The 5,443-nt window shown below is 51.2% G+C and carries 8 protein-coding genes and 1 pseudogene; all 9 read left to right on the top strand.

Going from position 1 to position 5,443, the window contains the following annotated elements; translation table 11 throughout:
* Positions 1–10: 10 nt before the first annotated feature.
* The 9 genes and pseudogenes from rplW (at position 11) to RTK32_RS18245 (ending at position 5,083) form a co-directional block, all read left to right on the top strand.
* Positions 11–313 carry a 50S ribosomal protein L23 gene (gene rplW / locus RTK32_RS18205; RefSeq protein WP_312046471.1) on the top strand — a complete coding sequence of 101 codons (303 nt, stop codon included), beginning with the start codon at positions 11–13 and terminating at the stop codon, positions 311–313.
* A 17-nt stretch (positions 314–330) separates the two neighbouring features.
* Positions 331–1,152 (top strand): 50S ribosomal protein L2, encoded by an 822-nt coding sequence (rplB, locus tag RTK32_RS18210; protein ID WP_125290981.1) that lies wholly within the window; start codon positions 331–333, stop codon positions 1,150–1,152.
* Positions 1,153–1,168: 16 nt separating this feature from the next.
* Positions 1,169–1,447, top strand: coding sequence for a 30S ribosomal protein S19 (rpsS, locus tag RTK32_RS18215; RefSeq protein ID WP_013204132.1), 279 nt, complete (start codon positions 1,169–1,171; stop codon positions 1,445–1,447).
* A gap of 12 nt (positions 1,448–1,459) precedes the next feature.
* Positions 1,460–1,792: a 50S ribosomal protein L22 gene (rplV, locus tag RTK32_RS18220; protein WP_000447532.1), complete on the top strand. Its 333-nt coding sequence runs from the start codon at positions 1,460–1,462 to the stop codon at positions 1,790–1,792.
* A 17-nt stretch (positions 1,793–1,809) separates the two neighbouring features.
* The gene (rpsC, locus tag RTK32_RS18225; RefSeq protein ID WP_002919766.1) at positions 1,810–2,508 is read left to right on the top strand and encodes a 30S ribosomal protein S3; all 699 of its coding nucleotides are present in this window, start codon (positions 1,810–1,812) and stop codon (positions 2,506–2,508) included.
* A gap of 12 nt (positions 2,509–2,520) precedes the next feature.
* Positions 2,521–2,931, top strand: coding sequence for a 50S ribosomal protein L16 (gene rplP / locus RTK32_RS18230; protein WP_002438716.1), 411 nt, complete (start codon positions 2,521–2,523; stop codon positions 2,929–2,931).
* A complete protein-coding gene (gene rpmC / locus RTK32_RS18235) occupies positions 2,931–3,122 on the top strand; it encodes a 50S ribosomal protein L29 (protein ID WP_025902044.1) in 192 nt (63 codons plus the stop codon). The genes rplP and rpmC overlap by 1 nt, the downstream gene beginning before the upstream one ends.
* Positions 3,122–3,376: a 30S ribosomal protein S17 gene (gene rpsQ / locus RTK32_RS18240; protein ID WP_147200082.1), complete on the top strand. Its 255-nt coding sequence runs from the start codon at positions 3,122–3,124 to the stop codon at positions 3,374–3,376. The genes rpmC and rpsQ overlap by 1 nt, the downstream gene beginning before the upstream one ends.
* Positions 3,377–3,789: 413 nt before the next feature.
* A pseudogene (locus tag RTK32_RS18245) lies at positions 3,790–5,083 on the top strand (8-oxoguanine deaminase).
* Positions 5,084–5,443 lie beyond the last annotated feature (360 nt).

Consider the following 5,443-nt stretch of genomic DNA (forward strand, 5'->3'; position numbering starts at 1 on the left):
AGATGCTGGCATGATCCGTGAAGAACGTCTGCTGAAAGTACTGCGCTCGCCGCACGTATCTGAAAAAGCGTCTGCTGCGATGGAAAAAACCAACACCATCGTTCTCAAAGTTGCTAAAGACGCGACCAAAGCAGAAATCAAAGCCGCTGTACAGAAGCTTTTCGAAGTGGAAGTGAAGGAAGTTAACACCCTGATCATGAAAGGGAAGGTTAAACGTTCCGGACAGCGTATTGGTCGTCGTAACGACTGGAAAAAAGCTTACGTCACCCTGAAAGAAGGCCAGAATCTGGACTTCGTCGGCGGCGCTGAGTAAGTCGGAGGAGAAGAACAATGGCAGTTGTTAAATGTAAACCGACATCTCCGGGTCGTCGCCACGTAGTTAAAGTGGTAAACGCGGAGCTGCACAAGGGCAAACCATTTGCCCCGCTGGTAGAAAAAAACAGCAAATCCGGTGGCCGTAACAACAATGGTCGCATCACTACCCGTCATATCGGTGGTGGTCACAAGCAGGCTTACCGTATTGTTGACTTCAAACGCAACAAAGATGGTATCCCGGCAACCGTTGAACGTCTTGAGTACGATCCGAACCGCTCCGCGAACATCGCGCTGGTTCTGTACAAAGACGGCGAGCGCCGTTACATCCTGGCCCCTAAAGGCCTGAAAGCTGGCGACCAGATTCAGTCTGGCGTTGATGCGGCGATTAAAGCGGGTAACACCCTGCCGATGCGCAACATCCCAGTGGGTTCCACCGTACACAACGTAGAAATGAAACCAGGCAAAGGCGGTCAGATTGCCCGTTCAGCCGGTGCTTACGTGCAGATCGTTGCGCGTGAAGGCTCCTACGTTACCCTGCGTCTGCGCTCTGGTGAAATGCGTAAAGTCGAATCCGACTGCCGCGCGACCTTGGGCGAAGTTGGCAACGCTGAGCACATGCTTCGCGTTCTGGGTAAAGCCGGTGCAGCTCGTTGGCGCGGTGTTCGTCCTACCGTTCGCGGTACTGCGATGAACCCAGTCGATCACCCGCACGGTGGTGGTGAAGGTCGTAACTTTGGTAAGCACCCTGTTTCACCTTGGGGCCTGCAGACTAAAGGTAAGAAGACCCGTAGCAACAAGCGTACTGATAAATTTATCGTACGTCGCCGTAGCAAATAATTTTAGAGGATAAGCCATGCCACGTTCTCTCAAGAAAGGTCCATTTATTGACCTGCACTTGCTGAAGAAGGTAGAGAAAGCGGTGGAAAGCGGAGACAAGAAGCCTTTGCGCACCTGGTCCCGTCGTTCAACGATCTTCCCTAACATGATCGGTTTGACCATCGCTGTCCATAATGGTCGTCAGCACGTTCCTGTCTTTGTTTCCGACGAAATGGTCGGTCACAAACTGGGTGAATTTGCACCGACTCGTACTTATCGCGGTCACACTGCTGATAAGAAAGCCAAGAAACGCTAACAGGAGGAAGAGATGGAAACTATCGCTAAACATCGCCACGCTCGTTCTTCTGCTCAGAAGGTTCGCCTGGTAGCAGATCTTGTCCGCGGTAAGAAAGTGTCGCAGGCTCTGGACATTTTGACCTACACCAATAAGAAAGCGGCTGTACTGGTCAAGAAAGTTCTGGAATCTGCCATTGCTAACGCCGAACACAACGATGGCGCTGACATTGATGATCTGAAAGTCACGAAGATCTTCGTAGACGAAGGCCCAAGCATGAAGCGCATTATGCCGCGTGCAAAAGGTCGTGCAGATCGCATCCTGAAGCGCACCAGCCACATTACTGTGGTTGTGTCCGATCGCTGAGACTCTGGAGACTAGCAATGGGTCAGAAAGTACATCCTAATGGTATTCGCCTGGGTATTGTTAAACCCTGGAACTCTACCTGGTTCGCAAATACCAAAGAATTCGCTGACAACCTGGACAGCGACTTTAAAGTACGTCAGTTCCTGACTAAAGAACTGGCTAAAGCGTCCGTCTCTCGTATCGTTATCGAGCGTCCGGCTAAGAGCATCCGTGTGACTATTCACACCGCTCGTCCTGGCATCGTGATCGGTAAGAAAGGCGAAGACGTAGAAAAACTGCGCAAGGTCGTAGCGGATATCGCTGGCGTTCCTGCACAGATCAATATCGCCGAAGTCCGTAAACCGGAACTGGACGCTAAATTGGTTGCTGACAGCATCACTTCTCAGCTGGAGCGTCGTGTGATGTTCCGCCGTGCGATGAAGCGTGCTGTACAGAACGCAATGCGTCTGGGCGCTAAAGGGATCAAAGTTGAAGTTAGTGGCCGTCTGGGCGGTGCTGAAATCGCGCGTACCGAATGGTACCGTGAAGGCCGCGTGCCGTTGCACACCCTGCGTGCTGACATTGACTACAACACCTCTGAAGCGCACACCACTTATGGTGTAATCGGCGTTAAGGTATGGATCTTCAAAGGCGAGATCCTGGGTGGTATGGCTGCTGTTGAACAACCGGAACCGGCTGCTCAACCTAAAAAGCAGCAGCGTAAAGGCCGTAAGTAAGGAGAGTCGCTGATGTTACAACCAAAGCGTACAAAATTCCGTAAAGTGCACAAAGGCCGCAACCGTGGTCTGGCGCAGGGTACGGATGTTAGCTTCGGTACTTTCGGTCTGAAAGCTGTTGGCCGTGGTCGTCTGACTGCTCGTCAGATCGAAGCAGCACGTCGTGCTATGACCCGTGCAGTTAAGCGTCAAGGTAAAATTTGGATCCGTGTATTCCCGGACAAACCAATTACCGAGAAGCCGCTGGAAGTGCGTATGGGTAAAGGTAAGGGTAACGTTGAGTATTGGGTTGCCCTGATCCAGCCTGGTAAAGTCCTGTATGAAATGGACGGTGTTCCGGAAGAGCTGGCCCGTGAAGCATTCAAGCTGGCAGCAGCAAAACTGCCTATCAAAACCACCTTTGTAACTAAGACGGTGATGTAATGAAAGCAACAGAGCTGCGTGAGAAAAGCGTTGAAGAGCTGAACACTGAGCTGCTTAACCTGCTGCGTGAGCAGTTCAACCTGCGCATGCAGGCAGCATCCGGCCAGCTGCAACAGACTCATCTGTTGAAGCAAGTGCGTCGTGATGTTGCACGCGTTAAGACTTTACTGACTGAGAAGGCGGGTGCGTAATGACCGATAAAATCCGTACTCTGCAAGGTCGTGTGACTAGCGACAAAATGGAGAAATCCATTGTTGTAGCTATCGAACGTTTCGTGAAACACCCAATCTACGGTAAGTTCATTAAGCGTACGACTAAACTGCACGTACATGACGAGAACAATGAATGTGGTATCGGCGACAAGGTTGAAATCCGTGAATGCCGCCCACTGTCCAAGACCAAGTCCTGGACCCTGGTTCGCGTTATAGAGAAAGCGGTTCTGTAAGAACTTCTTCTCTGTGAAAAACCCCCGCTTGCGGGGGTTTTTTCTTTTCTGCTTTTCCTGTTTTCCCGTCCGCTTTGCCTGCCTTTACAAAGCTTCCTGACCACGACAAATGCCCAATGATCGGGAGCGCGTTAAATTTTTCTGTAAGGCTTAAGATAGGCTTACGCTCAGTCATGCTGAGTGAACTTACGCAGGGCGCGTAGGAGTCATGCCTTGTTTCGGGAAACGACATGGAAAGCCAATATGCACAATCGACCCGATCAGACTCATCGGCTGTTGCTGACTTACCGCTGCTTGCCGCCTCTTCTAAACTCTTTGCCGCCACCCCTTCTTTAATAGCAGCAAGGCAGACACAACCTTCTGTGGATCCTGAACGAACACTGCTGCTGAAAAATGCCGATCTGATTGCCACTATGGATGATGAAAGACAAGAGATTCGCCATGGCAGCATATTAATAAAAGGCAATGTCATTACGGCGGTCGGCAAAGCTGAAACGCTGCCGCTGCAGGCGGATGACGTTATCGATCTGAAGGGACATATTGCGTTCCCGGGTTGATTAATACTCATCACCATATGTACCAGAGCCTGACGCAGGTTATTCCTCCCGCACAGGATGGCGAACTGTTTAAAGGGATCACCAACCTTTATCCTCTTTGGCAGAAATTAACGCCGGAGACGATCCGCATTTCGACCATGATATCGCTGGCCGTGCTTATCCTCTCCGGCTGTACCACGATCAGCGGTCATCTTTATCTCTGGCCTAATGGCTGTCGCCCGGATGACAGTATTGAAGCTGCTGCCGGAATGCGCTTTCATGCCAGTCGCGGCAGCATGAGTCTGGGACAGAGCAGGGGAGGGCTGCCGCCGGATGCACTGGTTGAAAACGAAGCGGCAATCCTGACTGACACCCAGCGGGTCATTGAGCGTTATCACGAAGCCAGACGCGGCTCGATGCTGCGGATTGTTGGGGGCCCTGTTCGCCTTTTTCGATGAGTCAGGAGCTGATGAGCCAGCCAGCCTGGCCCGCAATTTTAACGTTTCATTGCATACCCATCTGACGGAAACAATAACAATGTTCGCTACAGTCAGGAAAAATTCAATCGTACGCCGGCACAGTATGTTGAAGAACTGGACTGGGTAAGACATGACGTCTGGCATGCTCACTGCGTAAAGCTGGATGACTAGGCATCAAACTTTTTGCTCGTACCGGAACGGGTATCGCCCATTGCCCTTGTTCCAATATGCGCCTGGCTTCAGGTATCGCACCGGTCACAAGGATGCTGAATGCAGGCGTCAATGTAGGACTAAGCGTAGATGGCTCCTCGTCAAACGATACGGCGGATATGATAGGCGAAGTCCGTCAGGCGATGCTGCTGCAGCGGGTCGGCTTTGGCCCGGATGCCATGACGGCCAGGCAGGCGTTAGAACCGGCAACGCTTAAGGGAGCAAAAGTTCTGAACCGCGACGACGTCGGCGCTATCGCACCGGGCATGATGGCGGATATTGCCGTTTTCAATCTCAATCGTCCGGGAATGGCAGGCACCGAACATGATCTGCTGACTGCATTGGTCTTTTGTAATTTGGGTTCGGTAGCTTACAGCATTATTAATGGCAAAGTTGTGGTCGATAAAGGGCAGTTAACATTGATAGAGTTAGACAAAACCCTTATGGAGCACAACGCGCTCGCGGCCACGCTTTACCCCTGAGCAGCAAAATCATTATAAAAGGTGGTCAAAAAACCGTCTTTTTCAGGCGTCATTGACAGAATGACGTGTTTAAACGCCCATCAAGCTGAAGAAGTGTGCAGATTACGATTGCTACCGGGGGAACAATTCCTTAGAATGTCGCGTTCCTCAATTAGAGGATCAAATATCGACTCGATATGAGTCGTTTATTTTTTCTACCCATATGCGAGATGCGGTGTTATAATGCTGCGCCCTCAATAATGGGGCTTTTATACGACCTGAATCAGGTCCCGAAGTAGTAGTTGACATTAGCGGAGCTCTAAAATGATCCAAGAACAGACGATGCTGCACGTCGCCGACAACGCCGGTGCACGTCGCGTA

It is taken from the genome of Erwinia sp., from assembly GCF_031978025.1.
Classification (GTDB): domain Bacteria; phylum Pseudomonadota; class Gammaproteobacteria; order Enterobacterales; family Enterobacteriaceae; genus Erwinia.